The 26341-nt window shown below is 31.4% G+C and carries 29 protein-coding genes; 10 read left to right on the forward strand and 19 right to left on the reverse strand.

All coding sequences use genetic code 11. The annotated features are described in order from the left end of the window. Positions 1-2: 2 nt before the first annotated feature. From ABD816_RS13180 to ABD816_RS13195, 4 genes are all read right to left on the reverse strand, one after another. On the reverse strand, positions 3-581 hold the full coding sequence (locus tag ABD816_RS13180; RefSeq protein ID WP_344928055.1) for a hypothetical protein: 579 nt from the start codon (positions 579-581) through the stop codon (positions 3-5). Between the two features lie 198 nt (positions 582-779). Beyond that, entirely contained in the window at positions 780-1163 is a 384-nt protein-coding gene (locus ABD816_RS13185) for a YchJ family protein (protein ID WP_344928057.1), read from the reverse strand. Continuing rightward, positions 1163-1321, reverse strand: coding sequence for a hypothetical protein (locus ABD816_RS13190; RefSeq protein WP_344928058.1), 159 nt, complete (start codon positions 1319-1321; stop codon positions 1163-1165). The genes ABD816_RS13185 and ABD816_RS13190 overlap by 1 nt, the downstream gene beginning before the upstream one ends. 38 nt (positions 1322-1359) lie before the next feature. Continuing rightward, a complete protein-coding gene (locus ABD816_RS13195) occupies positions 1360-2028 on the reverse strand; it encodes a DUF2293 domain-containing protein (protein ID WP_344928059.1) in 669 nt (222 codons plus the stop codon). A 252-nt stretch (positions 2029-2280) separates the two neighbouring features. Here ABD816_RS13195 and ABD816_RS13200 point away from each other — a divergent pair, with 252 nt between their 5' ends. Next, on the forward strand, positions 2281-2532 hold the full coding sequence (locus tag ABD816_RS13200) for a hypothetical protein (protein WP_344928061.1): 252 nt from the start codon (positions 2281-2283) through the stop codon (positions 2530-2532). Between the two features lie 87 nt (positions 2533-2619). On the opposite strand, the gene ABD816_RS13205 is transcribed toward ABD816_RS13200, so the two are convergent. The 3 genes from ABD816_RS13205 to ABD816_RS13215 all read right to left on the reverse strand — a co-directional run bounded on the left by ABD816_RS13205 (position 2620) and on the right by ABD816_RS13215 (position 4919). After that, positions 2620-2811, reverse strand: a complete 192-nt coding sequence (locus tag ABD816_RS13205) for a cold-shock protein (protein WP_027412874.1) — start codon at positions 2809-2811, stop codon at positions 2620-2622. Positions 2812-2950: 139 nt separating this feature from the next. Continuing rightward, a complete protein-coding gene (locus ABD816_RS13210) occupies positions 2951-3619 on the reverse strand; it encodes an HAD family hydrolase (protein WP_344928062.1) in 669 nt (222 codons plus the stop codon). Continuing rightward, positions 3588-4919: a D-arabinono-1,4-lactone oxidase gene (locus tag ABD816_RS13215; RefSeq protein ID WP_344928064.1), complete on the reverse strand. Its 1332-nt coding sequence runs from the start codon at positions 4917-4919 to the stop codon at positions 3588-3590. The genes ABD816_RS13210 and ABD816_RS13215 overlap by 32 nt, the downstream gene beginning before the upstream one ends. 403 nt (positions 4920-5322) lie before the next feature. On the opposite strand from ABD816_RS13215, the gene ABD816_RS13220 reads away from it, so the two are divergent. Then, on the forward strand, positions 5323-5919 hold the full coding sequence (locus ABD816_RS13220; RefSeq protein ID WP_344928065.1) for a Crp/Fnr family transcriptional regulator: 597 nt from the start codon (positions 5323-5325) through the stop codon (positions 5917-5919). Positions 5920-5993: 74 nt separating this feature from the next. Next, positions 5994-7373, forward strand: a complete 1380-nt coding sequence (locus ABD816_RS13225; protein WP_344928066.1) for a 2OG-Fe(II) oxygenase — start codon at positions 5994-5996, stop codon at positions 7371-7373. Positions 7374-7430: 57 nt separating this feature from the next. Here ABD816_RS13225 and ABD816_RS13230 read toward each other — a convergent pair whose 3' ends face one another. Then, positions 7431-7946, reverse strand: a complete 516-nt coding sequence (locus ABD816_RS13230; protein WP_344928068.1) for a GNAT family N-acetyltransferase — start codon at positions 7944-7946, stop codon at positions 7431-7433. Further along, complete coding sequence (locus ABD816_RS13235) at positions 7946-9358, reverse strand: pyridoxal phosphate-dependent decarboxylase family protein (RefSeq protein ID WP_344928070.1); 1413 nt, start codon at positions 9356-9358, stop codon at positions 7946-7948. Before ABD816_RS13235 ends, ABD816_RS13230 begins: the two co-directional genes overlap by 1 nt. Before the next feature lie 83 nt (positions 9359-9441). Here ABD816_RS13235 and ABD816_RS13240 point away from each other — a divergent pair, with 83 nt between their 5' ends. Both ABD816_RS13240 and ABD816_RS13245 read left to right on the forward strand, forming a co-directional pair. Further along, the gene (locus ABD816_RS13240; protein WP_344928072.1) at positions 9442-10965 is read left to right on the forward strand and encodes an aminotransferase-like domain-containing protein; all 1524 of its coding nucleotides are present in this window, start codon (positions 9442-9444) and stop codon (positions 10963-10965) included. A 19-nt stretch (positions 10966-10984) separates the two neighbouring features. Further along, on the forward strand, positions 10985-11731 hold the full coding sequence (locus tag ABD816_RS13245) for a hypothetical protein (RefSeq protein ID WP_344928074.1): 747 nt from the start codon (positions 10985-10987) through the stop codon (positions 11729-11731). An 86-nt stretch (positions 11732-11817) separates the two neighbouring features. Here ABD816_RS13245 and ABD816_RS13250 read toward each other — a convergent pair whose 3' ends face one another. From ABD816_RS13250 to ABD816_RS13270, 5 genes are all read right to left on the reverse strand, one after another. Continuing rightward, positions 11818-12870: an NAD(P)-dependent alcohol dehydrogenase gene (locus ABD816_RS13250; RefSeq protein ID WP_344928076.1), complete on the reverse strand. Its 1053-nt coding sequence runs from the start codon at positions 12868-12870 to the stop codon at positions 11818-11820. A 20-nt stretch (positions 12871-12890) separates the two neighbouring features. Continuing rightward, positions 12891-13991: an alkene reductase gene (locus ABD816_RS13255; protein ID WP_344928078.1), complete on the reverse strand. Its 1101-nt coding sequence runs from the start codon at positions 13989-13991 to the stop codon at positions 12891-12893. Between the two features lie 43 nt (positions 13992-14034). Next, complete coding sequence (locus ABD816_RS13260) at positions 14035-14436, reverse strand: GlcG/HbpS family heme-binding protein (protein WP_344928080.1); 402 nt, start codon at positions 14434-14436, stop codon at positions 14035-14037. A gap of 210 nt (positions 14437-14646) precedes the next feature. Then, the gene (locus ABD816_RS13265) at positions 14647-14940 is read right to left on the reverse strand and encodes a putative quinol monooxygenase (RefSeq protein WP_344928082.1); all 294 of its coding nucleotides are present in this window, start codon (positions 14938-14940) and stop codon (positions 14647-14649) included. Between the two features lie 62 nt (positions 14941-15002). Next, positions 15003-15521 (reverse strand): Crp/Fnr family transcriptional regulator, encoded by a 519-nt coding sequence (locus ABD816_RS13270; RefSeq protein ID WP_344928085.1) that lies wholly within the window; start codon positions 15519-15521, stop codon positions 15003-15005. A 510-nt stretch (positions 15522-16031) separates the two neighbouring features. Here ABD816_RS13270 and ABD816_RS13275 point away from each other — a divergent pair. The 4 genes from ABD816_RS13275 (at position 16032) to ABD816_RS13290 (ending at position 19437) form a co-directional block, all read left to right on the forward strand. Continuing rightward, on the forward strand, positions 16032-16733 hold the full coding sequence (locus ABD816_RS13275; RefSeq protein ID WP_344928087.1) for a hypothetical protein: 702 nt from the start codon (positions 16032-16034) through the stop codon (positions 16731-16733). A 206-nt stretch (positions 16734-16939) separates the two neighbouring features. Further along, on the forward strand, positions 16940-18022 hold the full coding sequence (gene gcvT, locus ABD816_RS13280; protein ID WP_344928089.1) for a glycine cleavage system aminomethyltransferase GcvT: 1083 nt from the start codon (positions 16940-16942) through the stop codon (positions 18020-18022). Positions 18023-18164: 142 nt separating this feature from the next. Then, complete coding sequence (locus ABD816_RS13285) at positions 18165-18980, forward strand: sugar nucleotide-binding protein (protein WP_344928092.1); 816 nt, start codon at positions 18165-18167, stop codon at positions 18978-18980. 46 nt (positions 18981-19026) lie between these two features. Continuing rightward, the gene (locus ABD816_RS13290) at positions 19027-19437 is read left to right on the forward strand and encodes a thiol-disulfide oxidoreductase DCC family protein (RefSeq protein WP_344928094.1); all 411 of its coding nucleotides are present in this window, start codon (positions 19027-19029) and stop codon (positions 19435-19437) included. Between the two features lie 22 nt (positions 19438-19459). Here ABD816_RS13290 and ABD816_RS13295 read toward each other — a convergent pair whose 3' ends face one another. The 5 genes from ABD816_RS13295 to aroC form a co-directional block, all read right to left on the reverse strand. Next, the gene (locus ABD816_RS13295) at positions 19460-19639 is read right to left on the reverse strand and encodes a hypothetical protein (RefSeq protein ID WP_344928095.1); all 180 of its coding nucleotides are present in this window, start codon (positions 19637-19639) and stop codon (positions 19460-19462) included. A 262-nt stretch (positions 19640-19901) separates the two neighbouring features. Further along, positions 19902-20060 (reverse strand): hypothetical protein, encoded by a 159-nt coding sequence (locus ABD816_RS13300; protein WP_344928097.1) that lies wholly within the window; start codon positions 20058-20060, stop codon positions 19902-19904. A 379-nt stretch (positions 20061-20439) separates the two neighbouring features. Continuing rightward, positions 20440-20832, reverse strand: coding sequence for a hypothetical protein (locus ABD816_RS13305; protein WP_344928099.1), 393 nt, complete (start codon positions 20830-20832; stop codon positions 20440-20442). A gap of 76 nt (positions 20833-20908) precedes the next feature. Continuing rightward, positions 20909-22354 carry a dicarboxylate/amino acid:cation symporter gene (locus ABD816_RS13310; protein WP_344928101.1) on the reverse strand — a complete coding sequence of 482 codons (1446 nt, stop codon included), beginning with the start codon at positions 22352-22354 and terminating at the stop codon, positions 20909-20911. A gap of 167 nt (positions 22355-22521) precedes the next feature. Further along, positions 22522-23586, reverse strand: coding sequence for a chorismate synthase (gene aroC / locus ABD816_RS13315; RefSeq protein WP_344928104.1), 1065 nt, complete (start codon positions 23584-23586; stop codon positions 22522-22524). Between the two features lie 396 nt (positions 23587-23982). On the opposite strand from aroC, the gene ABD816_RS13320 reads away from it, so the two are divergent. Further along, a complete protein-coding gene (locus ABD816_RS13320; protein ID WP_344928107.1) occupies positions 23983-26292 on the forward strand; it encodes a type IA DNA topoisomerase in 2310 nt (769 codons plus the stop codon). The last annotated feature ends 49 nt before the right edge of the window (positions 26293-26341 follow it).

The following is a 26341-nucleotide window of genomic DNA, read 5'->3' on the forward strand; positions in this document are numbered from 1 at the left end:
GTTTAGTATTGTTGAGAAGCTAATTCTCTTCTTAATTCATTTAATGTCATATTAGTATTGATAAGTTTTAAAATCACCTCTTTTCTGAATGTTTCCAGATCATCATATTCATAATATTTTGCCCATTTATGAGTATCAAGAAGGTTTTTGATTTGTTTTATTAATTTTCTGGTTGCATCGACTGTTCTTAATACAGCAATATTATCATATTCTGGATTCTCACGATGAACGTAACTAACATTTTTGGTTTCAAAATCTACACGGATATAATATGCATCAATGTCCTCCCCAAGATTTTCTCTAAAATCCACCCAATCTGCATATCCTAGTCGTAAATCGTCAATTTCTACAGGAATCTCTGAGGCTAACCGCCAATTACATTTTGCAGCTCTCCCCCAATGATTAGATAATCTGAATACGCCTTTTGTTGTATAATAATATGTACTCCCTGATTCACTTCTATAATGAGGTTTTCTTCTGGATATAGCTCTTAACGGGACTCCTTTGAATACGCAATATGTTTTATTAAAAAAATTAGTACGTGAATATACTTTTGCCTTTTTTACTATTTGATTTTCCAATGACTTTATTTTTTCCGATTACAAATAACCAGTTTTTTACTTAAAAAAAGAAAACAAGTTTTTAACAGGTTGTTGTGTAAAAAAATAAATATCATCACTGTGATGATATCTTCAAAATTAAGTGTGAATCAGTTTTTTTAATAAAACAGAGATTTAAAATTATTCATATACCAAAAGGATTGTAAGCTACTATAACTTTTAGGAACCTAGGTATACCCAACAATCATGTTCTCTAACAAATTTTGATTTTTCATGAATCACACGTACTTCTCCGTTTTCATAAAAAAAAGCAGAAAATTCTACAGTTCCTTCTATATCTGTATTAGTACCTTTTGTAGTATGTAAGATCTCTAATCTGATCCATTTTACAGACTTTGCCCACGCAACTATTTCATCTTTCTCTTTTAACGGACGTGTTGTACTATGATGACTTTTCATTAAATAATCGCCTTTGCCTAAAACAAAAGCTGAATAGCGAGAACGCATCAGGTCTTCGGCTGTTATTGCTTCTTGTATGTTTAAATGGATGATCTTACAACAAGCTGTATACGATGATTCACGACCACAGTAACAGTTACTCATTATTCTTTTTCTTTTTGATCATTTGCTTTAGTTATAATCGCTTTTAGCCGACTAGCACGAAGGGCTTTTTCTTTCTTTAACTTATTCTTTTTGCGATTCATTAATTTTGTATGTTTTTCTTTATTTAGTGTATTTTTTTCTCTTCCTTTTTTTGCCACAGCATTTTTATTGATGGTTACTACTACAAAACATATAATTATCTCCAAGTATTTAGAATGTAATCAATATCAGATCTAATATCAGCTCTTATTTCTTTTTTAAGTTTTCCTTTACCAAATTGATGGTCATAAGTAGTTTCTGCATGCCTGATATGTGCTTCTACCGCCAGATCAATCATTTTAGTATCAATTTTTTTTGCATCTGCTGTTCTCCCTACTCTACCGCTATATTTTTGACAAGCATGCTTTGCTATTTCATATTCTCTGTCTTTAGGACAATTGCTGTAACGAAACCGTATGGCATTTGCAAAAGCAATAATATACTCACGATCTTTTTTATCCCTAACTATAGCTGCTTTTTTATTTTTTACATCGCGATTTGCCTGATCAGCGATACATTCTAATCTTGCTTTTTTTATAGCCTCTTCTTCTACTAGTTGTCCTCTGCGCTCGTACCTTTTTCTTCGTTGATTCCAAGCCAAAACTACACCACATAGTGTAGAATATTTTTTTGATCTGCGTGTCATAGCGGCGTCACCAGATGGTAACATCACATACCCCTCAAAAGGCGAACAATTAAAACAAGTACCTTTATGATTTTCACTTTTTGCAACAAAAGATTTTCCTGGAGCTATACTTTTTCCACAGGAAAAACATTTTAACTTTTCTTTTTTAGTCAGGAATATGTTTTGAGAAATTGTAGCCACTTAAATAAACGATCTTTTTAGTAAAACACAAAAATAGGATTTTTACGATTTTATAGTTTAAAAGGTTAGAAAATCTTTAATGAAGTTTATACATTCACAACAAAAAATTAGAAAACTGACTTAGATTCTTTAAAAATGTAAGAAAAAGATTACTTAAATTTTAAATTTAACAAATATAAGTGTTTTTTAACTTGTTTATTTGCAATTTTTAGCTATATTGAAAGCCCCTAACATTTTTAAATAAATCTACCAATGCAGCAAACTACTCTTGAAAAGCAATTTAATGCTAAGGATCTCACTTTAAAATATAATGATGTTTGGAATCATGGAGTTCATCTTTTTACTATAAATGATGCCAATCGAGATTTCAGATATAGTGTCTTTTTCTTCAATTTTCTTTTTGTTGAAGTAATTTATAACAAGCTCAATGACGAAATTATTACTATTAAAAGTTTTACTGATAAAGCAAAATTAATGTTTTATTTAAGAGAAGATTTTAACTAGATACATAGCGAATTAACAACACATTCGATTTAATAAAAAAGGCTCATCAAAATGATGAGCCTTTTACAATTTTAAAAAGTATATGTATTAAATAACTTTTACGTTCACTGCATTTAGTCCTTTGTTACCTTCTTGTAGATCAAATTCAACTTCATCGCCTTCACGAATTTCGTCTACTAATCCAGAAATGTGTACAAAGTGATCTTTGTTAGCACCTTCTTCAGTGATAAAACCAAAACCTTTAGCGTCATTGAAGAATTTTACTGTTCCTTTATTCATTGTAATGTAATTAAAATTATTATATAATATTCTAGGCAAAGATGATGCCATTATTTTGATTTATAGTAAATTATTTGAGTTATTTTAAAATAATTTATAATATACATATAAATGCTTATGAATTGTACTATTTATTTTATTAAGTCTTAAAAAGTATTCTTAATTCTTGGTATGCTTCTTTTAATGTTGGATATATAAGTAATGCACCCGCATCTCTAAGTTGTATATCATTGTATTGTGTTTTAATTCCTACTGGTAGCATTCCTGCTTCTTTGGCTGCTGAGAGCCCTACCAGACTATCTTCAAACACCCAACATTGTTTAAAATCTTTCTGTGGGACACCAATATGTTTTGCTAAAGTGATATATGCCTCGGGATGTGGTTTAGGATAGGTATAATCTTCAAAACCATAAAATACTTTAAAATTTAGGGATAACTGGGTTATACTTTTCTTAAGAAATTGTCTGGTTGCATTACTAGCGATACCATGAGGTATATCAAATTGTGCTGCAAACTCTTGTATCTCGTGTACTCCAGGTAATAATTTTGGAGATAATAAGCTTTCTTTAAGATGTTTATCCTTTAATGCGTATAATTCTTTAGCTTGTGATTTTCTACCAATGGTATCAGAAAAGAATTCGGCAATTAATAATGGGGATTTACCTGCGTATGTATCGTGTGGAAATTCAGGAATTTTGGTTCCGAACAATGTTTTAAAAGCTGAGGACCATGCATTATAATGTACTTCGAAGCTATCAACCACAACTCCATCAAAATCAAATAATAACGCTTTCGGTTTCTTTAGCATAGGTAGTTATATTAAAAAGTTCGGTTTTATAGGCATTCAAAAATTTATTTGTAGGATCTAATTGCTTTCTTATTGATTTAAACTCGTCCCATTTAGGATATAACTTGTTTAATTCCTGATCCTTAGCTTCAAATCGTTTTCCCCAGTGAGGTCTTCCTCCATACTTAAGAAAAACTCTCTCAATACTTTTAAAAGCTTGATAAGTATCAGCAGTAGCGGCATTACGAGAAACACACCCCATAGTTACCGTGTCTTGTTTATAGGCATAGCTAAGCCAGGAATTATCTTTGGATATAAATCGAACATCCATAGGTATATGTACAAAGGCATCATTATTCCAATTATTAAGTTCTTTTTTTAATTCTGCAAAAACCTGAGGGAATTTATCTAACGCTACTGTCCATTCAGCTAGTTCTAGAGTAGATCCTCTTGATTTTGTTACAGTAGCCTGATATAAGGATCCTTTATGTTCTTTCTTCGCGCTAAAAAATAAGCGGTATAAAATTTTATTAGCAATAGCGGTACTCCAAGGAAAACGATGAGAATATTTGTATAATAATTTAGAAACACTTCTTCTGTGTTTAAGATATGAAGGACCTTGTTTTTCTTTGATTTCAGTATCTGGATGTATCTTATCTCCTTTGATTACATACCCATTACCTGTATGAGGTAACCATAAAATACGTAAAAAATCATGTTGTTCCAGATTCTTTTTAATTTCAGGTAACCACTTCTCATCTTTTTGCGGTTCTTCTTTAACGTGTAATGTATATATATCCTCACATTGAAATGTAACTTCAGAAAAAATGCCTAAAACCCCTAAAGAAACCCGTAAAGCATCCATAAGCTCCTCTCCTTCTCTAACTATTCTTATAGAACCATTTGCCAATACTAAACGACAAGCCTTTACATAATTTGCCAGAATATATCCACTGGTTCCATGAGTACCTGTTGCCAGTGCACCACCAATTGTTATTGTATTAATATCGGGTAAACAAGGTATACACCACCCCCTTTTTTCAACTTCCTCTAACAAAGTACTAAGGCGCATACCAGATTGCACAGTTATTTGCTTATGAGCTATATCAACATCTATAAGGCTGTTATAAGAACGAATGTCAATTAAAGTATCAACTCCTGCACTAATATCAGCAGAGGATTGTTTATTCCCAAAAGCTTTAATTTTATGAGCAGATCCTACAATATCTTGCAACTCTTTTTCAGTAGTTACTTCGTGTAACTCTTTATAAGAATGACTGATATTTTCGTTCCAACTTTTCCAAATCTTTTCTTCCTTCATTTTTCTTACAAATATGAGATTTTATAAGGCGTAAGATTAACAATTTTAATTTTATTCATAGCACTAATGAACTCACTTCGCCATTAATTTTAAAGAATCTAAATAACAAAATAGATTACTGATATTTTGTTATTTCTAATTATTAAATCATCATTGTATATAAATAAACATAATTAATAATTTGTATGTTTTGTATGTTGTTTTGATTACAATATGCTTATTTTATTAAATGTTATATTTATTCTATCATATCATAACATCTTTGAGAATCTCCCTCTAAATTTTATAAAATTTACCAAAAGTCCATATCCTATGGTATTAGATACAATATCAATATAAAAAGCAAACTGTTGAATCTTATAAAGTTTGTAAATTTACTATAATAATCGGAATAGTATCACTAATGAATATACCAAAAGAACATCGACAACTAATCAATTTTATTGCTAATTGGGTAGTACTTTCTGAAGAAGAAATTCTATTAATCTCATCACAAATTTCATTGGAGGATTATAATAAAGGAGATACAATTATTAAACAAGAACAATTCTGTACTTCTTTAAAATTTGTTGTCTCAGGAATTTACAGAGTATATCAATTAAAAAATGGAAAAGAAATTACCAGTTATTTCAATTATACCACCAGAAATCCTCTAGTTGCTTCATTTATTAGCCTTTTAAAACAGCAACCCAGTACTGAAATTATTGAATGTATATTGCCCGGACAACTCATATCTATTCCATATTCCGATTGGCAGCATTTTTATCGTATAAGTACATCTTTAAATACTTTTGGTCGTTTACTGGCTGAATTTAATTATGTATTAGCGATGGAGAGAATCGAATCATTACAATATCAAAGTGCATCCGACAGGTATTTTATTTTTATGAATCAATACCCTAATCTTTTTAACTTAATCCCACATCATTATATCGCTTCTTATCTAGGAATAACTCCCGAATCCCTAAGTAGAATTAGAAAAACATCATTTAAAAAGTAAATCTTACCATACATCAATGTAGAAGGTTTTTTTTCATAAGAACTTTGATCTCCAGAAATTAAATCCTTTTTGTTATGTATACTCATACTAAAATTAATGGCCTATCTATTATTGAAATAGAAGACTTTTTGACCAATGAAGAAATAAATGCATTGATAGCACCCAGAAAAAACAAATTTGAAACTGCTATTAGTCATTATCCAGAATATTATAGAAATAACGAACGTCTTGTAGAGGATACTAAAGAGATCTCTTCTTTATTATTTAATAAGCTTACAACTTTAAATATTCTGCAAAAGGAAACTGATATTAATCCTATAAAAATAAACGAACGGATTAGATTCTGCAAATATCAAAAAGATCAATTATTTTCTAAACATCAAGACGGAATTTATTATCCAGATGCTAATTCTGAATCTAAATTTACATTTTTACTATACCTCAATGGTACCGAATGTTTTGAAGGAGGTATGACTGATTTTTACAAATCAGGTGAAGATAAGGAAGTCATTAAAAGCATAATTCCTGCCAAGGGTAAACTTGTCATTTTTGATCATAAAATATGGCATAAAGGTGCCATTGTAACTAAAGGTGACAAGTATATCTTAAGATCTGATATTATTGTCAAACGTATCAGTAATAAAAAACATCACGATGGTTATATATGGAATTTATTGAGATTGAATGAAAACAGTTTTTTAAGCTGTGGCAGAGATACAAAAATTAAACTGTGGAACGCAGACTTAGAATTACAAAAGACTATTCAGGTACATACTAAGTCAGTACTTAAAATGGTTCATTTTGATACTACTCATTTTGTTTCATGCTCCAGAGATTTTACTATTAAAAAATGGAATATATCCGGTACGGTGTTATCTGAAGTTTCAATGCCAGAAATGATTATTAATTTAAAGGTATATAAAAATAATAAAATTATTGCCGTTGGAACGAGTGGAACATTATATTTATTAAATACCGATTTGACTATGATAAAAAAAATTAAAATTCATCAACATTGGATATGGGGTCTATCTATAACAAATGATTATCGTATTATTACTTGCAGTGAAGACGGCTCCCTACATTTGACCAATTTGTTATCAGGAATTACAAAATGTATTTATCAACACGATACACCATTATTTTGTCTAAATGTAGAAAAAAAAGATACTATTTTTATTGGCTCAAAGGGTGGAGTGCTTATTCAGCTTTGTCTACAGACTAATAAAATTAGTAAAACAAAACTTCATACTAATATTATACGCTCAATTAAGCTTACAAAAAATAAGATTATTACTTGTGGAGAAGACAATCAAGTAATAGTTACAGATAATGGTTTATCTAAAACCAAACTTCTATTCAAAGCACAAAACTTTATACAGGATATTATTGTATTAAGAAAAAAAGTATTTATGGCGGGATATGATGGAGAGATTACTAGTACGAAAGTATAGAGAATACGATATTTCTATTAATGAATACTTTAGCTTTTTTCTATTTTAATAAAACAATTAATCAACATTCAGACACATTTCGAGAAGACAAACTTCTATATTATGATAATGGGTAGGTAAGTTTTTAGGATCCTCTATAATTGTTGTACCTAAATAAGTAAATCCATTCTTTTTATATAAATTAATGAGCCCTAAATTGACACCAGCAATATCCAATCGTATATAGTTTAAATTATTTTTAAGTGCATATATTTTAGTCCATTCAAAAACGTTACTAATCAAGTCTTGTCCTCTATATTTTGGATGTGCAGCTATTCTATGTATGTATATCGAAGAATCTTGATTTTTAATGCCCCAAATCTCAGGATCATTAAACGTATACACCCAGATACAAGCAATTTCATTATTTATGATCAACTTATATTGTCTTTCTTCTCGTATTTCTGTTTCAATCAATTCTTTGGAATTTTTTGGCCATGGAGTCCCCTTCTTCTGATTTTGAAAAGCAATCGCCATATCATATAATTGGACTATACTTTCAATATCGGCAAGTGTACTTTTTATTATTTTCATCAATTCTTATTATTTTTAAAAGATAATTTAACTTGTGCTAATGCTTTCTTAAAAGATATGGTGGATCGGGTAATATCATCCTCCGTTGTCGCCCACGAACATACACTAACACGGATTATTTTTTTCTCAAACCAAGTCGATCCACCAACCCAACATTCTCTTAATTCCTGAATTTTAGATAGCACTTCAGTAGTGGTTTTATCAGATTCACATTGTACAATAACTTGATTAAACACAACTTCATTTAGCACTTTAAATCCTTTAATTCGTTGGATTTCAGAAGAGAATTGTTGTGCCCTAAGGTGCATAGTATAGATCATTTCATCGATCCCTTCTCTACCTAAGTATTTCATAACAGCCCATAATTCAATAATTCTAGCTCTTCTGGACATTTCTGGAGTATAAAACATTCCATCTCTTTCTTTACTTTCTACAATATAACTACCTGACATGTGTAATGAAGACTTAAGTGCTTCTTTATCAGTACACAATACAATACCACAATCATAAGGTGTATTTAATGTTTTATGTCCATCAACAGCCCAGGAGGATGCTTGTTCCATTCCTTTAGTAAGATGTTTTAGTTTAGCAACAGCTCCTGCCCACAATCCAAAAGCTCCATCTATATGAACCCATGCATTAGCCTCTCTTGCTTTAGCACATATATTTTCAAAATCATCAAATGCACCACTGTTAACATTTCCTGCTTGCAAAATAAGAATCGTTTTATCGTCTAATATTGGTATTGAATCTGCAATAATTCTTCCCTGATCATCTACATCCACCCATTCTATATTTTCTATACCAAATCCTAAAATACCTATTGCTTTAAGGATGGTAGCATGAGCATGCCGACCAGTTACTATTCGTATTTTTGGTGCATTAAATAATCCTTTTTTATTAACATTCCAATCCAGCTTTTCTAATATTCTAAATCTTGCAGCGGATAAACCACACAAGTTTGCAGTAGATGTTCCGCTAACAAAACCAGCTACTGTTGATGTAGGTAAACAAAAAAGTTCTTGTAACCAATTTTCTACTACAGCCTCTAATTGGGATCCTATTGGAGATAACACATGCATCGCCGGTGCCTGATCCCAGAACGTTGCTAAACTTTTGGCTGCTATTCCTATTGGCAAAGCACCGCCAGAAACAAACCCGAAATACCTACCACCTGTGGTTGGTAATGTCGCTGGAGCACCATATGTATTTAAAAAAGTTAAGACTGCTTTGGCTTCTGTAGAATCTGCGGGTAATTGTTCTTCAAAATTAGACAAACTCTGGAGTGCTTTTTTTGTGGGATATATATTTCTATCAAATACAGTATCCATATATTCAAAAGCATATTGTTGAGCATTAGTAAAAATAGTTTTGTCTTGTATCTCTCGATATATTCGCTTTTGTAAACTCATTTTTTAGATTGTTAGAATTACAAATATATTTGTAAATTGGATCCTTATAATGATCCAGTTTTAAATCTTTAAATAGTCCAGACGTGTTTCCATTTAAAAGTAGTATTGAATTTTCTAAAAACACGAGTACTCCCGTATATGTTCAAATTTCTAATCAAATCATTCAGTTAATTCTTAGAGGAGCTTTGATGCCAAATACTAAATTACCTGGAAGTAGAATTTTAGCCGAAATATTAGAGGTCCATAGAAAAACAATTATTGCCACCTATGATGAATTAAAATTTCAAGGGTGGATACAAATAATACCATATAAAGGAACCTTTGTTAATAGTCAGTTACCAATACTTAAAAAAATAGAAATCCCAATCCCTGAGAATTCTAAAATGTCTGGTAAAGGAACAGCTGGGTTTTCTTTTACGAAAAATAAATATAAGCATAGACTTTCTTTTCCTATAAAAGAAGACATGTTATTTGTGGGAGATGGCATACCAGATAATAGACTCATACCTATTGATGAGATAGCTACTTTATACAGAAGTGTCGTTAAACGAAAACAACATATTAAACATTTTGGATATGGATCTGCATATGGCAATCTGGAACTAAGGAAATCATTAGTTAAGTATCTTAATGAAACGAGAGGACTTTCTATTGATATTGATCAAATTCTTATCACTCGCGGAAGTCAGATGGGGCTTTATTTAGCAAGTAAATTAATTATAGGAGAGAAAAAAGAAATTGTTGTTGGTAATTCTAATTACAGAACAGCAAATGATACATTTATTGAAGCTAACGGTCGTATAAACAATGTTAGTGTAGATAATAATGGTTTGATAATAGAAGAAATAGCAGATCTATGCAAGCATAAAAAGATTGCTATAGTATACGTTACTTCTCATCACCACTACCCTACAACCGTAACACTTTCTGCAGAGAGAAGAGTTCATTTATTAGCATTAGCAAAGAAATATAAATTCGCTATTATAGAAGATGACTATGATTATGACTTTAATTATAATAACGCTCCTATAATGCCTTTAGCAAGTATTGATATTAATGGAAGTGTAGTTTATATTGGATCGATCAGTAAAATTTTAGCCCCGGGACTCAGAATAGGATATCTCATAGCATCTAAAGATTTCATAACAGAAGCAGCAGAAAGTAGAAAAGCAATTGATAAACAAGGCGATCATCTCATGGAGATCACTATGTCTTATATGATCAAAGAAGGAAACTTGCAGAGACATAGTAAAAAAACATTAAAAATTTACAAACAAAGAAGAGATCTATTCTGTTATCTGTTAAAAGAAAGATTAGGTGAATATTTCGATTTTGAAATACCTAATGGAGGTATGGCTATCTGGGTTACATTAGATAAAAAATACGATTGGGATCAAGGCCGAAATGTTGCCTTAGATCATAATTTATACCTTCATAACCCACGTAGATATCATACAGGAATTATGAATGATCGTGCGATTAGAATGGGTTTCTCTTCATTAAACGAAACTGAAATAAGACAGGTGATCACTATTTTAGAAAATGTTTTTAGCAGTATTAATAAGAGGCAAAATATTACATTTGTTAAAAAATCAAATAATCCATGACAAGTAAGTATTATTTTTATTGATCCTTTGTACACTTATAATTAGTGCATGTTCCTCTCCTCTAGATAAGATCTACAATCAGGAAACAGAGAGAAATGATGTGTTTTCTATTAAAAATGAAATCAATAAAAATGATTTCAAATTATTTATAAATCATTTATCAGATTTAAAACTAGAAGGACAATCTCTTCATGAAAGAAGCTACTCCAGTATTTTGACAGAAGCCCAAAAGATGCATAAAGAAGAAATTAATAGTTTAGAAAAACAGCATCAAGAAAAGGTTAAAAATGAAAAGCTGGCACTAGAACAGAAACAAAAGGAAGAAGATGAAGAAGAAATTGCCAGGGAAAAAGAAAAGATGCAACTGATTTGTTCAGGAAAATGGGGTGTTTATTATACAAAACCCAGATATTTAGAAGTAAATCCTGACCTTTCTGAATCTGCTAAAAAATTAGCGAATACCGCTTTTGATGTGGATCCAAAAGTAACTTGGTATATTTTTAATGAAGATGGAACCTGTCAAATTATGGATGATCTAAACGATGATTCGTTCCGAAGAAGAAAATCTAACAAGGTTATACAAAGAAGCTGGAAATTAGACGGACATCGAATTATATTTCCCTATGGAAAAAATAACGATGTATCCACAAAGCGTACTATTTTTGAAATATTAACCTTAGAATCAGAAAAATTCGAAGTGATTGAAATAGATGAAGGATATAATATCACATTAAAAAGTGAAACTAAAATGGTAAAATTAGAATAGTATTTGTAAAAGCTATACGATATAAAAGTATAGGCTGAGTTTTAATAAAAAACTCAGCCTCATACTAAAATAAGCATATAAGAACCTTAATTCTTTAATGATTTCATATCAATGACAAAACGATATTTTACATCTGATTTAGTAATTCGATCGTAAGCGTTATTGATATCTTGCATATTGATTAGTTCTATATCAGAGACAATATCGTGTTCTCCACAGAAATCAAGCATTTCCTGTGTTTCTTTAATACCTCCGATCAAAGAACCAGCAATACGCTTACGTCCCATAATAATTCCTCCTCCGTGAAAAGGTTTTAATGGTTCGACTGCTCCTACTAATACCATAGTAGCATCTAATTTCAGTAATGCAATATACGGGTCCATCTCATGACCCACAGGAATTGTATTTAGAATGAAATCAAAAGTGCCTTGATGAGAATTCATTTCTTCCTGATTTTTGGATAATAAAACTTCATCTGCTCCTAGTGCTTTCGCATCTTTCCCTTTATCTGAAGACGTGGTAATCATAACCACATGAGCGCCAAGCGCGTGCGCAAATTTCACCCCCATATGTCCTAAACCTCCAAGACCTACAATACCTACCTTATCCCCTTTTTTTACATTCCAATGTCTTAATGGAGACCAGGTCGTAATTCCTGCACAAAGAAGTGGTGCAGCAGCTGCATGATCAATATTTTCTGGTACTTTTAATACGAATTGCTCATCTACTACAACAGAGGTGGCGTACCCGCCGTAGGTTTGTTTACCTTTTATATGTTTATCAGGACTGTTATAAGTAAAAGTTGCTCCTTTTTCACAAAATTGTTCTAAATCCTGATCACAAGCAGAACAGTTATGACAAGAATCAACTAAACAACCTACGCCAACTAAATCCCCAACATTAAAATTACTAACCTCTGTACCCAATTCTGTAACAAGACCAATAATCTCATGTCCTGGCACTACAGGATATTGAGAACCACCCCAATCATTTCTTACGGTGTGTATATCACTGTGACATACACCACAATATGTAATATCTATTTTAATATCTTTTTGTCCTACAGTTCTTCGTTCAATATCCAGCGGTTTCAAATCAGCACTAGCTTCTGTAGCACCATATGCTTTTATAGTTGTCATAATTTTATGATTATATATTTTTATTTATTCGATACTTTTTTATAATCGGTATATCCTTTCTTACCTGGTGTATAAAAAGTATTTTCATCCCAATCCGTTAAGTCCAAATTATCTTTAAAACGTTCGACAAGATCTGGATTAGATATATAAGGTTTACCAAAAGCAACTAAATCTGCATCTCCTTCTGCAATTACCTTATTTGCAGTTTCTTGCGTAAAACCTGCATTGATCATTAAAGTTCCCTGATAAATAGGTCTGAAATGTTTTGCAATCTCAGTAACTGCAAAAGGTATTTTTGACACATCATTAAAAGGTTCTGATAAATGTACATATGCGAGATCATATGCGTTAAGCTTTTTTATGATGTATTCAAAAGTTGGGATCGTTTCTTCATCCATGGTCATTCCAAATATGCCATGTAACGATGGATTGAAGCGTACTCCTATTTTTTGCTCTGGAATTACTTGCTTTACGGCTTCTAAAACTTCAAAAAAGAAGCGTGCTCTATTTTCTATACTCCCACCGTATACATCGTTTCTAATATTAGAGGTTCCATTAAAAAATTGATGAAATAAATATCCATTAGAAGAATGAATCTCTACACCATCAAATCCAGCTTCAACAGCATTTTTAGCAGCGTTCTGAAAATCAAGAATAGTTTCTTCAATATCAGAACTTGTCATTTCTTTTGGAGTCACCGTATCTTTGAAACCATCAGAAGTATAAGCTTGAGCATTAGGATTTATAGCGGATGGTGCTAATGGTAGTTCACCTTCATGAAATTCAGGATGAGACATTCTTCCTACGTGCCATAATTGTATAAAAATTTTGCCACCGGCTTCGTGTACTCGTTTTGTAACTTTTTTCCATCCTTCTACCTGGACTTTAGAATAGATTCCTGGTGTGTTAATATATCCTACGGCTCGTTTGGATATTTGTGATCCTTCAGTAATAATTAATCCAGCAGAAGCACGTTGTTGATAATAAACCCCTTGCAACTCATCGACTGGTTTATGATCTTCATTATCAGCCCTATTTCTTGTCATAGGTGCCATCACGACTCTGTTTTTGAGATTTAGATTATCACTTTTATATGATTTTAATACAGGTTGTTCTTTCATTAATGTATTGATTTACTATGAAAATTTACTTAGATTACTAATATTAAGAAATAGCTTCCAGTCCCGCCTCTGCAACAATATGATCATTCTCTACAGAACTTCCACTTACTCCAATCGCTCCAATGATTGTACCTGTATTGTCTTTGATAGGAATACCTCCTGGAAAAGAAATAAGACCTTCATTAGAATGTTCTATATTAAATAATGGATTTCCTGGTTGAGACAATTTACCTATCTCACCTGTAGGCATATCAAAAAAACGTGCAGTTTTTGCTTTTTTCAATGCTATATCTGCACTACCTAGCCATGCTCCATCCATACGGACAAAAGCTACAGGGTTAGCTCCGGAATCTACAACAGAAATATTCATTTTTGTTTCTATAGCTACTGCTTTTGCTACAGCTTTTTCGATTACGTTTTGTGCTTGTTTTAATGTAATATTCATTTGTTTATTGTTTAATCAATTTAAAATTGAATTGTTATTTTTTAAATATTAAGGAAAATAAAATTGTATGTAATATCAAAAGTAACGTGGTTAAGAACTATATAATTCATAAAAAAGATCATTTAGAAGGAATTCCCACTCCTTCTAAATTATTAATAACTTATGTAAGTTTTGTAGTTATATAGTTTACCCGATAGTACTTGAAAGTTTTTATTTTGCAGAAAGAATTTCTATTTTTTCGATACTTGGTGGCTCAGCTAATAAGCGATCTGCATGTTTCATTAATGCTTTTGCTATCTCACCATTTAAGTGTGCTTCTCTACCATCCTCAGTTTCAAAAGTGTCAAAAATTCCAAAGGTAACTTCGTCTACCCTAAAGCTATACCAAGTTAACGTTTTTTCTTCTTGCTTTGCTAAAACTACCGCCTCTTTAATAAAGCTGGCAACTTCATCAGCAGTCTCTTTTTTTGCTATCAATGTAGCCTTTAGTCCAATCTTTTTCATGAATTTATTTTTTAATTTTTTGTAAAACTATAAGAACATTACATGAATTCTATTGACCTACATCAATAAACAGGATTACTCTTCATTTTGCGTCTAATTCTACTTATACTTTCTGCAGAAACACCAAGATAATTTGCGATATCATAATTAGGAACTCGATCTTCTATATTAGGATATGTTTTACAAAATTCTAAATATCGTTGTTTTGTATCTTTTTCTAGAGATGATAAAATCCGTTTTCGTTGTGCTATAAAAGCACTGGTTACTAAAATTCTAAAATAACGTTCAAAAATTGGTGCTGTAATAAAAAGCTCCTGAAGATCATCATAACTTATAGAGAATAAAGTAGAACTCTCAATAGACTCAATATGTAATTTTGAGGGAACATCATTATAAAAAGCATCAAAATCACCTACCCACCAATTCTCGATAGCAAACTGTATGATGTGTCGGTTTCCCTTAGCATCCAGATAATAAGCCTTTAAACAACCTTTAATCACAAAATATTCATGTTTAATATGAGCACCCGGTTGTAAAAGAAATTTTTTTCTTGCTAAACTTATTTTGGAAAGCTTTGACACAAATAAATGTATTTCACCTTCAGAAGGGTGAACGTATTGACGAATGTGTCTTATAATGGGTTGGTACATATTAAAATAAAACAACAATTTTTAATTTCAGAATTTCAGATAAATGTTGTAACCGAGCATCTAAAAAGATTAATCAACAAGGTACAAATATGCAATGATTCCGATAAAAGATATAACATCATATTTTTGTTAAAAAATTAAAAGTTTATACAATGTTTAGTGCAATTATAATTGGACAACCCCTGATAACTAAGCACATTCTTAACTAATTTTCAGTATTTTAGCCTCCAAAAACAAGTTGGAAACGTTTTTTTACTACTGTTTTACCATAATTTAATTATGAATTATTTAACAAAAATTGAAATAAAGGTCTTTTTACTTAGTAAAACAATTCTTATTAATACGAAATTCGCAAAAACTTACTCAAAAAAAGACATTTAACTAAATTATAATGAATATTTCTGTACATTTAGGAATATAATTATAATTAAAACAAATGATATGGTTAAAAAACTACACTTTATATTTTTATTTACAAGTTGCTCCTTATTTGCCCAAATCCCTACCTCACTAATTGAGCCTGTAGATAATATTGATAACTTTGATGAATTTAGTGGATCAATCTATAAAAATCAAACCTTTAAGAGCGCGAATGTAATTGATGAGAAATCGGGAACATTTGATGCTAAATTAAGGTATAATATCCATACTGATGCTTTAGAATTTGATAAGGGAGATGAGCTATATAAAATTTTAAAAACAACTACTATTCACGCTAGAATTAATGAAGAGTACTACTATTACTGTAACTTCAAAAATCAACGTCATCAGAAGAAAGACGGATATTATGTGTTAGTAGAGCTCAGTGATAATTATAGTATCTATAAAAAGTACACGCTAGATATTATTCATGCTCCAACAAGTACAAGTGTAGTTACTAATGGCGAAAAAGAACCTGGCAGAATACGATTAATTACTACATACTATTTAGAAGAAAGAGGTATTATCAAAGAACTTCCTACTGATAAGAAAAACTTAGTGGCCACTTTTAGTGATCTGCAAGATGAATTAAAGGATTATATGAAAATTGAAAAAATTCGTCCCAGAAAAGAAGAAGACCTTAAAAGACTTGTTGCTAAATATAATGCATTAAAAAACATTAATTCTAATGGAGGATCCAAAAGTCTCTTAAGTAATAATTAGAAAAAAAATAATCTATCATATTGTGATGCCTAGCTTCTATCCAAAATAGATGTTGGGCATTTTTTTTAGACCGTTTTTAGAAATCTATTAACAATTGAATTTAATTCAACGGTATATCTGAACAAATAATTTATGAGTTAAAACGATTGTTTAGCTTCTTAAAGTTTTCTATTTTCGACCCTTATTAGTTATTAAATTGGATACACATGAAAAATACTTCATTAACTGAGACTCATAAAGCATTGGGGGCTAAAATAGTACCTTTTGCAGGCTACAATATGCCCGTGTCTTATGAAGGTATTAATATCGAACACGAAACAGTTCGTAAGGGAGTTGGCGTTTTTGACGTATCCCATATGGGTGAATTTTTAATCACAGGGCCTAATGCATTAAATTTAATTCAAAAATTAACTTCTAATGATGCTTCGAAGCTAGAAGATGGAAAAGCACAATATAGTTGTTTACCGAATGATAAAGGAGGAATTGTAGATGATCTTATTGTTTATAAATTATCAGATGAAAAATATTTATTAGTAGTTAATGCATCTAATATTCAAAAAGATTGGGATTGGATCAGTACCCACAATACGATGAGTGCAGAAATGCGTAATCTCTCTGACAATTATTCATTATTAGCAATACAAGGACCTAAGGCAGCGGAAGCAATGCAAAAATTAACTTCTGTTAATTTAAAAACTATGAAATTTTATACTTTTGAGGTTAGCGATTTTGCAGGTATTAAAAATGTTATTATTTCTGCTACAGGATATACTGGTAGTGGCGGTTTTGAAATCTACTGCCAAAATTCTGAAGTACAGCAGATCTGGGATAAAGTATTAGAGGCCGGAGCTGATTTTGATATTAAACCAATTGGCTTAGCTGCACGAGATACTCTACGCTTAGAAATGGGGTATTGCCTTTATGGTAACGACATTAACGATCAAACCTCTCCTATAGAAGCAGGATTAGGCTGGATTACTAAATTCTCAAAAGACTTTATCAACTCTGACGCTTTAGCGAAAGAAAAAGAGCTGGGAGCAAAACGAAAACTTATTGGTTTTCAATTAGATGAACGAGGTATCCCTAGACAGGATTATGCTATTGTTGATGACAATGGTGACACTATTGGTAGTGTCACATCGGGTACGATGTCTCCGTCTATGGGTATTGGTATAGGATTAGGATATGTCCCTACTAGATTAGCTACTCCCGGTAGTAAAATTAACATTCAGATAAGGAAGAAAGCAGTTCCTGCTACGGTAGTAAAGTTACCTTTCTTCAAAGGATAAATCGACAAACAATAATAAAAGAACTCTTAGGTTTCAAAATTTCAAAAATTTCCGGGTTTACTTTCACTTTATTAAGTATAAAAAGTTTACACCAATGTCTATGTAATCTTTGAAACTTACTCTTTTTTTTAAGGTAAAACTATTGAAGAAAATATTAATTATAGGAGCTAGTGGATTTATAGGAAATGCTTTCTACAAAGAACTTAACTCCTATTTTGATACCTATGGTACATATCATACAGACAATGATTTTTATGACAAAAATCAGAAATTTTATCAATATGATATGGAGCTAGAGGATATCACTATCTTATTAGAGAGTCTTAAGCCTACATTAATTATTTCTGCAGTTCGTGGCAATTTTAACGCTCAGGTTGATATGCATCAACGAGTTATACAATGGGTTCAATCACATAGATGTAAATTAATATTTATCTCTAGCGCTAATGTTTTTGATACCTTTAGTAACTATCCTTCTTACGAATATGATAAAACCTTTAGTGAAAGTGTATATGGGCGTTTTAAAATAAAAATAGAAAATGCACTGATGCGCATACCAACTAATAAATACGTTATAGCTAGAGTCCCTATGATTTTTGGGTCTGGTACACCACGCGTTCAGGAGCTTAAAACATTACATAGTCTGGAGGCTCCTATAGAAGTATTTCCTAATGTAATACTTAATGTCACATCAATTCAAAAATTGACTCAACAGATCCATTATATCATAAATCGAAATAAAAAAGGTGTTTTTCATCTAGGCAGTACTGATTTAATTTATCATCAGGATCTTATTGAGGAAATATGCGATATTTTACAACTAAAAAAAACTATATACAAAAAAGTTTTTGATTCTAATAATGATCGATATCTGGCCGTCTTACCCAGAGATAATGTTTTACCAAAAAATTTACAAACAACCACAAAAGAAGTGATCGCATCTGTAATGCTTAAATGATTCTTAATTTATATATCGGATCGCAAAATCATCTTATCTTTGCTATATGATACCTGCTGACAAAAAAATTATAGTTTTTGATGGAGTGTGTAACCTGTGTAATGGTGCTATTAATTTTATTATTAAACGTGATAAAAATGATATTTTTAGATATGTCTCATTACAAAGTGAAACAGGAATAAGGATAGCAGAAGAGCGAAGAATTGATATAAAAAAATCGGATTCTATTTTTCTTGTATTACCTCATAAAGCTTATTATCATAAATCTACTGCTGCTCTAAACATTACAAAAGACTTATCCGGTCTATATCCTTTACTTTCTGTTTTTTTAATTCTTCCAAAGTTCTTCAGAGATTGGGTTTATGATATTGTTGCTAAAAATCGATATAAATGGTTTGGTAAAAAAAGTCATTGTGTAGTACCTACTCCAGAATTAAAAGCACTCTTTATTGACTAAATATAAATGTGATCTTACTATCTTATTTAATGTCAGACACAAACATTTTAGAATTCTCAGTATCTATTGTATTATTCTTTTGTTGTTTATCTCTAAGATCGTTGTATTGTTGATCTAATTTATTCACATTGTCTATATGTATAAAGCCTAATGTGATAATAGCAAAAGAAATCAGTATTAGAGGAAGTAATATTTTTTTCATCATATTTTATTTTGAGGATAAACACGAATCGCATTGATGCCATAACATGTTTACGGTATAAAAGTAATATATATAAATAGTGTAGTGTATTTAATTCTAGAATCCGCACATAGAAAATTAGGATTCGTATGTTTTAGATATATTTTCGCATCAAAATGAAGTTTTTTCTTCCTTATATTTTGTTAAAAATATTAATAAATTTAACATATTTAGATTAAATGAAGATTAAAAAACCTGTATTCATCACTATATCAAGTAAATCCTATCTGGTACTTAACAAATCAGTAAATTCTTGCTTATCCATTTTTTTGAGTTTGGAATAAGGTGCTTCTTTGATTTTACGCATATTATCTATATGTATAAAACCAAGACAAGCCACAGAAAATGATATGAGTGCTAAGGGTACAAAAAGACGTTTCATAATTTTGTGTATAAAGAGTGAATCATTTTTTTCAAAAGTATCGATATCCTTTATACAAAGTAAGGGTGGATTAGCTACAATTAAAATAGGTGTTTACCCCCTATTTTAATACAGGCAATTTATAAAAACCTAATAAACAGATGATTAAATTTTTTAAATTATACAACTTTTTCTTACTATTTAATTTAATCTGTTTTATTACTACCCTACTTATTTCTGGAAACCTTAGTTCTATATAACATCAGAAGGTATATGAATGAAATGTTTATAAAATTACTTAATACGCTTTTGGGTCAGTAATTTATGTGAATATAGTTACTACAGTTATAAGTTCATAAAAGAAAAAATAAATAGTACCAAAAATAATTAAGAAATTCATCTAACGTTCAAAACGATGTTTAAAACCATCAATAGCCGATTCATCTAAGGTAAAAAATGAAGATCCTAATGTAAAAATGCCTAAACTTCTATCGTCAATAAAGAGCTCTTCAGCATCAGCAGGAGCTGAAATATAATAGGGATAGGTTCCTGATTCTTTTAATGAATATATACTCGTATCTTCAATATTGGTAGTAATTGTAACCATATTAGAAGATTCGTCAAAATCCCAAACTACTTCTCCTTGTTCAAAATTTTCTTCTACTCCTATGAATCCTCCGGATATGGTAACCAAATTCCATTCGCCTTCTAATCCTGATGGTGTACCAGAAGTGTCATCATCATTGCTACAGCCTATTATAGCCATAGCGATAAGCATTATAAAATATTTCATAGCATCTATTAGTTAGTTGATTTCTAATCAATAGATGAAAAATCTAGGTTTTAGTTGCGTTTAAATAATGGTTAAATTAATTGTTCTTGTCTGGATCAAAAGCATCATCAGGGTTTTTATTAGGATCATAATGAATCATCCCTTCTCCTTTTGCTATTACTGAAGACACAGTTGCATCTCCTGTAACATTTACAACAGTTCTGCACATATCCAAAATACGATCAACAGGAAAAATAATAGCAATCCAGGCTGGATTAAGTCCCACTGATCCTAAAACAATAATTAGCATTACCAATCCTGCACTAGGCACAGCAGCAGAGCCTATGGATGCTAATGTTGCAGTTACAACAATAGTAAGTTGTTGACCAAAAGTTAAGTCAATCATATGTAATTGTGCTAAAAAAACAACTGCTACTGCTTGATACAGGCAAGTGCCATCCATATTCACCGTGGCGCCAATTGGTAGTACAAAACTTGTTATTTTTTTATCTACGCCTAGGTTGTCTTCTACACATTCTAAAGTGACCGGTAGTGTAGCTGCACTGCTAGATGTAGAAAAAGCCGTAGTTTGTGCTAATCCTATAGCCTTAAAAAAACCTTTATACGGGACCACTTTTACAAAAATTTTCATAATCAGTGGATAGACAACAAAAATCATAAAAACCAACCCTAAAAAAACAGTAAGGGTATACCAAGAAAGTCCTTTAAAAATATCCATTGCTTTTCCTAAATCATTTCCTGCCATTTTACTAATCACACCAGCCAACAATGCAAAAACAAAAAATGGAGCAGCTTGCATCACTAAATCTACCATTTTAAGAAAAATCTCCATAATACCGTCCACCAACTTTTTTACAGGTGCAGCTTTTTCTGCTGGAATTAACAATAAACTAACCCCAAAAAATAATGCAAAGAAAATGATCTGAAGCATTAACCCATTGTCTGTTAGTGCCTTAAATAAATTGGGTGGAACTAAATCCACTAAAGGCTGCAATGGTCCAGAATTTTTCATCTTCTCAGCATCCTTCATTTTAGCAGCTATATCAGCATCAGTTGATTGAGTTTTAGAATCGATACGATCTACCCTGCTTTTATTTGCTGGATCATTTATAAAACTGACACCATCTATAATTTCTATTTTATTTTTTTTAGCCCATAATTCATACGAAATACGATTATCGATGCGGGTCTCATTATCAATTAAAGCTCCTGGCTTAATAATATTAACAATAGCAAGACCTATCCCTACAGCTAATACAGTCGTAATCAAATAGGCAAATAATGTTTTTCCTCCCATTCTACCCAAACTAGATGAGTCCCCTATCCCTGCAACACCACTAATAATAGAAAACAGCACCAAAGGAACTGCGATGAGCTTTAATAGGTTAATAAAAATAGTTCCAAAAGGATCTATATAGGTATTCGTAAAGCTACTCCATCCTAAATAACTTGAAATAATAGCCCATACAATACCTAATAACAGACCGATAATAATTTTGAGATATAATGGTATTTTTTTCATATAAATTTGATACTTTTTAATCCAGAAATCGAAGATAGAGATTAAAAACAAAAAAACGGTAACCTTGATAAGATTACCGTTACAACTTACTAAAATTCAGTTATGATTTCTAAACTAAAATTAAGTTAAACCTCAATATTCTTATTATAGTTTAACCTTTTGTCTTTCTATTTCTTAATAGTTCTATTCATTAACCAATAATCGACTAAAACAAGTGCTGCCATGGCATCCACAATAGGAACTGCTCTAGGTACTACACAAGGATCGTGTCTTCCTTTACCCTGCATGGTCACGATGTTACCATCTTTATCAATCGTTTCCTGGTCTTGCATAATAGTAGCAACAGGTTTAAATGCCACATTAAAGTAGATATCCATCCCATTAGAGATTCCACCTTGTATTCCTCCTGAAAGATTTGTTTTTGTAGTGCCGTCTGAATTAAAAAGGTCATTATGCTGACTACCTTTTAATGCTGCTCCATTAAAACCACTTCCATATTCGAATCCTTTAACCGCATTAATGGATAACATAGCTTTACCTAACTCAGCATGTAACTTATCAAAAACGGGTTCACCTAATCCTACAGGTACTCCAGAAATAACACAACTGACAACACCTCCCACAGTGTCTCCTTCTTTTCTTATTTGTTTGATATACGTTTCCATTTCTGTAGCTTTTTCAGTATCCGGGCAACGAACAATGTTACTTTCGATTAATGAAAAATCTAATTCAGTATGTGGTCTGTCTAGTTTAATAGTACCTACGGCGCTGACATAAGAATTAAAGGTAATATCAGAAAGTACTTGTTTGGCAATTGCTCCAGCTACTACCCTGCTTGCTGTTTCTCTGGCAGAAGAACGTCCACCGCCTCTATAATCCCTTACTCCATATTTTTGATTATAAGTATAATCTGCATGAGAGGGTCTAAAAGAATCTTTTATATGGGAGTAATCACGAGATTTTTGATTTGCATTTTTTATAACAAAACCTATGGGGGTACCTGTAGTTACATTCTCAAAAATACCCGAATAGAATTCTACCATATCAGGTTCTTTACGTTGTGTAACAATTGCAGATTGACCCGGTTTTCTGCGATCCAGTTCTGCCTGAATGGCTTCTAAATCCAACATCACTCCTGCTGGACAACCGTCTATAATTCCACCAATTGCAACCCCATGAGATTCTCCAAAAGTAGTTACCTTGAATAGGTTACCAAATGTATTTCCTGCCATTAAAAAAATTTTTAGCAAATGTACTTGTTAATCTTTAAAAATAGCATAGTAATTTGATAGAAAAAACTTGATTTCTATACCATATAGCATATCAATTATCATTTTTTTAACCCAAACATTAAATAATGCTTATTTTATATAAAATGCGGATCACTATGAGTATTCCAATTTTACTAATGATAAAATTATGTTTTCTGATAAAAAGTAAAACTATAACTTATTGTCAAACTTCTTCAATACTATTTATTTAAAATTTCTAGGGTAGTAAAATGTAATACTAACAAAATTATATGTAATCAAAAATTTAAGATGACGCTCATATATTCATAAAACCGCTCCTGTTTTTGAGTTTTAAATTTGTATTTTTCGATCCTTATATTATAGAATAATGATTTCATGAAAGTTTGTATTGCTGAGAAACCCAGTGTCGCCAGAGAAATTGCTTCTGTATTAGGAGCAAATACAAAGCATGATGGATATTATGAAGGAAATGGATATCAGGTTACCTATACTTTTGGGCATCTATGTACCTTATTTGAACCCAATGATTATAAACCACATTGGAAAAGTTGGGATCTGAATAACCTCCCTATGTTACCTGATAAGTTCAAGACAAAAGTGGTAGGTAATTCTGGAATACAAAAGCAATTCGATATTATAAAAAGACTATTTAGCAAGGCACATTTAATTATTAATTGTGGAGATGCGGGACAGGAAGGTGAATTAATTCAACGATGGGTCATTGATCAAGCTGGGTATAATGGAGAGGTCAAACGATTATGGATTTCTTCACTAACCACAGAAGCCATAAAAGAAGGATTTAGTACACTAAAACCTTCTGGGCAATATGATAATTTATATTATGCAGGATTTTCCCGTGCTATTGGTGACTGGTTGCTTGGGATGAATGCTACTCGATTGTATACATTAAAGCATGGTGGTTATAAACAAGTACTATCCGTTGGTAGGGTACAAACACCTACGCTGGCGATGTTAGTACACCGGTTTAAAGAAATAATTAATTTTAAACCACAACCTTATTGGGAGTTACAAACATTATATAGGGATACACTTTTTAATTGTGAGGAGGGTCGTTTTTTAAAAAAAGAAGATGGAGAGACACTCGCCAATAAAGTAAAGGAAAGTGATTTTGAAATCATATCAATTAACAAAAAAAATGGTAAAGAATACGCTCCTAAACTTTTTGATTTAACCGGTTTACAGGTATACTGTAATACCAAATTTGGTTTTTCTGCTGATGAAACTTTAAAAATAGCTCAGAAATTATATGAATCAAAAGTAGTTACGTATCCTAGAGTAGATACAACCTTTTTGCCCAATGATGTATTTCCGAAGGTTACTGGAATTCTAAAAAACCTAACGAATTATCAAAACCTTACTGCTCCTCTCTTAAATAAGAAGATTAAAAAATCTTCCCGCGTTTTTAATGATAAAAAAGTGACCGATCATCATGCCATCATTCCTACTGGAGTAGAAATCAATCTACAGTATAATCAACAACGTGTTTTTGATATTATTACCAGACGTTTTATTGCGGTTTTCTATGAAGACTGTAAGGTTGCTAATACAAAGGTAATCGGTAAGGCAGATACAGTTTCATTCAAAACCAACGGTAAGGTAATTTTGCAAAAAGGATGGCGAGTTGTTTTTGAAAATCCGGATGCTCCAATAAAGAAAGAAACCGGGATCCTTCCTACCTTTGAAAAAGGAGAAAAAGGGCCGCACGAACCTTCTTTTTTGGAAAAAGAAACCTCACCACCTAAGCAATTTACAGAAGCTACTTTATTAAGAGCTATGGAAACAGCAGGAAAACAAGTAGATGATGAAGAAATGCGGGAGTTGATGAAAGAGAATGGTATTGGCAGACCCTCTACGCGCGCTAATATTATTGAAACTTTATTTAAACGCAAATATATAGAACGTAATAAAAAGCAGATTTTACCTACGTTAACCGGAATACAACTAATCGATACCATCCAGAATAAACTCCTTACTTCTGCAGAGTTAACTGGTAGATGGGAACAACAATTAAAAAAAATTGAAAAAGGAAGTTATAATGCAGGTACTTTTATAAAAAATATGAAACACATGGTGGATCATTTGGTTTATGAAGTAAGAGCAGAAACAAAAAGAGCAAATATATCCTATACTAAAATAGTAGAAACCCAAAAAAACAAGCAAAAAAAGACAAAGAAAACGAGCAACATTATTACTGAGAAATGTCCTAAATGTAAAACCGAAAATCTACTTAAAGGTAAAACGGCTTATGGATGTAGTGGTTATAAAAATGGATGCGATTTGCGAATTCCTTTTAGTTTTATGAATAAAAAAATATCAGAAAAACAAATGATTCGATTACTACAAAAAGGATGTACTGTCAATCTAAAAGGATTTAAAACGGAAACCGGCACAACAGAAGGGTTACTACGTTTTGATGATCGTTTTAATCTGGTATTAGAAGAAAAGAAAAATATATCAACATCTGCATCCTCAAAAAGCTCTAATATCATGCTATGCCCAAAATGTAATAATGGGCGTATACTTAGAGGTAAAACGGCTTATGGATGTAGTGGTTATAAAAATGGATGCAATTTTAGATTTTCTTTTGAAATGATCAGAGATAAGGCTAAAGGAAAAATAATGTCTAAAGAAGTAGTTTATAAGATTCTAAAAGAGGGTATATAAATTTTATAATTTGGAAAGTTTTGTTTAAGTGAATTTCAATTATTAGCAA

Origin of the sequence: Aquimarina addita (assembly GCF_039539305.1) — a bacterium.
GTDB classification, from domain to species: Bacteria; Bacteroidota; Bacteroidia; order Flavobacteriales; family Flavobacteriaceae; genus Aquimarina; species Aquimarina addita.

What these genes read in the sequence shown, in the direction of transcription:
- ABD816_RS13265 (WP_344928082.1), bottom strand. Translation starts at nt 14,940, where the DNA reads ATGAAAAAGATTGGACTAAAGGCTACATTGATAGCAAAAAAAGAGACT.
- ABD816_RS13205 (WP_027412874.1), bottom strand. Translation starts at nt 2,811, where the DNA reads ATGAATAAAGGAACAGTAAAATTCTTCAATGACGCTAAAGGTTTTGGT.
- ABD816_RS13320 (WP_344928107.1), top strand. Translation starts at nt 23,983, where the DNA reads ATGAAAGTTTGTATTGCTGAGAAACCCAGTGTCGCCAGAGAAATTGCT.
- ABD816_RS13185 (WP_344928057.1), bottom strand. Translation starts at nt 1,163, where the DNA reads ATGAGTAACTGTTACTGTGGTCGTGAATCATCGTATACAGCTTGTTGT.
- ABD816_RS13295 (WP_344928095.1), bottom strand. Translation starts at nt 19,639, where the DNA reads ATGAAAAAAATATTACTTCCTCTAATACTGATTTCTTTTGCTATTATC.
- ABD816_RS13200 (WP_344928061.1), top strand. Translation starts at nt 2,281, where the DNA reads ATGCAGCAAACTACTCTTGAAAAGCAATTTAATGCTAAGGATCTCACT.
- ABD816_RS13235 (WP_344928070.1), bottom strand. Translation starts at nt 9,358, where the DNA reads ATGAGTTTACAAAAGCGAATATATCGAGAGATACAAGACAAAACTATT.
- ABD816_RS13275 (WP_344928087.1), top strand. Translation starts at nt 16,032, where the DNA reads ATGGTTAAAAAACTACACTTTATATTTTTATTTACAAGTTGCTCCTTA.
- ABD816_RS13300 (WP_344928097.1), bottom strand. Translation starts at nt 20,060, where the DNA reads ATGAAACGTCTTTTTGTACCCTTAGCACTCATATCATTTTCTGTGGCT.
- ABD816_RS13250 (WP_344928076.1), bottom strand. Translation starts at nt 12,870, where the DNA reads ATGACAACTATAAAAGCATATGGTGCTACAGAAGCTAGTGCTGATTTG.
- ABD816_RS13255 (WP_344928078.1), bottom strand. Translation starts at nt 13,991, where the DNA reads ATGAAAGAACAACCTGTATTAAAATCATATAAAAGTGATAATCTAAAT.
- ABD816_RS13215 (WP_344928064.1), bottom strand. Translation starts at nt 4,919, where the DNA reads ATGAAGGAAGAAAAGATTTGGAAAAGTTGGAACGAAAATATCAGTCAT.
- ABD816_RS13310 (WP_344928101.1), bottom strand. Translation starts at nt 22,354, where the DNA reads ATGAAAAAAATACCATTATATCTCAAAATTATTATCGGTCTGTTATTA.
- aroC (WP_344928104.1), bottom strand. Translation starts at nt 23,586, where the DNA reads ATGGCAGGAAATACATTTGGTAACCTATTCAAGGTAACTACTTTTGGA.
- ABD816_RS13225 (WP_344928066.1), top strand. Translation starts at nt 5,994, where the DNA reads ATGTATACTCATACTAAAATTAATGGCCTATCTATTATTGAAATAGAA.
- ABD816_RS13260 (WP_344928080.1), bottom strand. Translation starts at nt 14,436, where the DNA reads ATGAATATTACATTAAAACAAGCACAAAACGTAATCGAAAAAGCTGTA.
- ABD816_RS13305 (WP_344928099.1), bottom strand. Translation starts at nt 20,832, where the DNA reads ATGAAATATTTTATAATGCTTATCGCTATGGCTATAATAGGCTGTAGC.
- gcvT (WP_344928089.1), top strand. Translation starts at nt 16,940, where the DNA reads ATGAAAAATACTTCATTAACTGAGACTCATAAAGCATTGGGGGCTAAA.
- ABD816_RS13230 (WP_344928068.1), bottom strand. Translation starts at nt 7,946, where the DNA reads ATGAAAATAATAAAAAGTACACTTGCCGATATTGAAAGTATAGTCCAA.
- ABD816_RS13210 (WP_344928062.1), bottom strand. Translation starts at nt 3,619, where the DNA reads ATGCTAAAGAAACCGAAAGCGTTATTATTTGATTTTGATGGAGTTGTG.
- ABD816_RS13290 (WP_344928094.1), top strand. Translation starts at nt 19,027, where the DNA reads ATGATACCTGCTGACAAAAAAATTATAGTTTTTGATGGAGTGTGTAAC.
- ABD816_RS13220 (WP_344928065.1), top strand. Translation starts at nt 5,323, where the DNA reads ATGAATATACCAAAAGAACATCGACAACTAATCAATTTTATTGCTAAT.